Source organism: Streptomyces niveiscabiei, from assembly GCF_001419795.1.
GTDB lineage: Bacteria > Actinomycetota > Actinomycetes > Streptomycetales > Streptomycetaceae > Streptomyces > Streptomyces niveiscabiei.
Genome location: NZ_LIRL01000594.1, coordinates 1 through 1685, shown reverse-complemented (window position 1 = coordinate 1685; position 1685 = coordinate 1). Strand labels below are relative to the sequence as shown.

Genomic DNA, 1685 nt, shown 5'->3' with positions numbered 1-1685 from the left:
GCGGGGAGGCCGGCGAGGTACTCCGGGTCGAGGCGGGTGGCGTCGGCGACCATCGCGCGGATCTCGCGCTCGACGTCGGTTTCGGGGGTGGTCATGCTTCGGGGGTCTTCCTGACGTGGAGGTACGAGGGCGGCTGGGGGAGGGGGGCCGCGAGGGAGCGGGTGAGTACGGGGAGGGTGGCGCTGTCCGTGCCGACCGTGCCGCTTGTACCGGCCGTGCCGTCTGTGTCGGCTGTTCTGCGCAGCCCCGCCTGCCGCAGCAGGAGGCGCATCTCCAGGTTGGCGTCCGTCGGGCGCAGGGTGACGGAAAAGTTGTGTACGCCGTTTCCGCGCGCTTTCTCCATCAGGTGGATCAGGAACGCCGCCGCCGCGCCCCGGCCCGCGACCCGGCAGGACAGCGCGAGGAGGGGGACCGACCAGGTGTCCGGCGCCGAGTGGTCGACGAGGGCGGCGCCGATGATGCCGTAGTCGCCGAAGCGGTCGGACATGCGGGCGGTGTGGAGGGTGTGCGTGCCGGTGTCGGCGACCAGGGCGCGCAGCGTCTCGGGGGAGAGGCCCGAGGAGTTCAACCGGTGGGTGCGGGCGGCGAGTTCGAGGGCGCGGGGGACGTCCGCCGGGGTGGCCGGGCCGATCGTCAGGCGCATGTCGCACCAGGCGAGGAACTCCTCGCGGGTGCCCTCGAAGCGGTCGCCCTCCGCGCGGCGCACCGCCTCCGTGCGGTAGCGGTCGACGCGGGCGCGGGACTCCGGGGTGACCTCCTTGCCCTCGAACTCCGCGAGCAGCAGGGGGAGTTCCTCGGGGGCGAGGGTGGTGACGCCGGGCAGCAGGGCCGCCACCTCGGCGCGTTCGTACGGGGAGTCGTCGACGAGGAGCAACGAGTCGGTGGCGATGCCGAGTTCCTCGGCGATCCGGCGCAGGGCGACGCTCTTGTCCTGCCAGGAGACCTGGGGGGACAGGAAGCGGGCGTGCACGTCCGGGAGGTGCTCCGCGAGGCGGTCCAGGACCGTCGGCGCGCTGCGCGACGCGATGCTGCTGAGCACGCCGTGGGCCGTGAGGGTGTCGATCGCGGCGAGCATCTCCGGGCGGGGGGTGGGCGGTTCATCGGTCGGGGTCTCGACCGCGACCTCGTCCCACAGGGTGCCGTCGAGGTCCCAGACGACGCACTTGACGTGGCCGTACGTGGTCACCGGGCGTCCTCCGCCGGTTCGTTGCCCGCCGGGAGCTTCAGTTTCATCGTGAGGCTCGTCGGGTCGAAGCCGAACTGGCGGTAGACCGTGCGCATCGGGACGTTGCCGACGTGGACCCGGCCGGTGACCTCCTCGATGCCGTTCGCCAGGCAGAACTCCAGGCCCGCCGTGAGGAGGAGTTCGGCGACGTCCGCCCGGTTGTCGAGCGGGGAGACCGCCAGGGAGCGGAAGTTGGCGTAGCGGTCGCCGGTCATCGCGTTCGTGTTGATGCTGATCCAGCACCAGCCGACGGGGGCGCCGTCCGGGGCCGCCGCGACGATCATGCCCGCGCGGTTCTTCTCCATCGCCCTGCCGAGACGGGCCGACCAGACCGCCGGGTCGTCGATGGCGTCCTCGCCGAAGGAGACGCGGGCGATCTCGGCCTCGAACTCGCCGATCGCGGGGAGGTCGGGTTCGGCGGCCTGGCGGGTGAGGTAGGGGGCGGCGCGGTGGGTGAGGG

Annotated in this window: 2 protein-coding genes; both read right to left on the bottom strand. The window is 72.8% G+C overall.

What is annotated here, in order from left to right:
- Positions 1–91: 91 nt before the first annotated feature.
- A complete protein-coding gene (locus tag AOK24_RS27380) occupies positions 92–1186 on the bottom strand; it encodes an HAD-IIIC family phosphatase (protein WP_055722729.1) in 1095 nt (364 codons plus the stop codon).
- Positions 1183–1685: GNAT family N-acetyltransferase (locus AOK24_RS27375; protein ID WP_159052001.1), on the bottom strand; the 503-nt coding region annotated here is incomplete at its 5' end. The genes AOK24_RS27380 and AOK24_RS27375, both read right to left, overlap by 4 nt.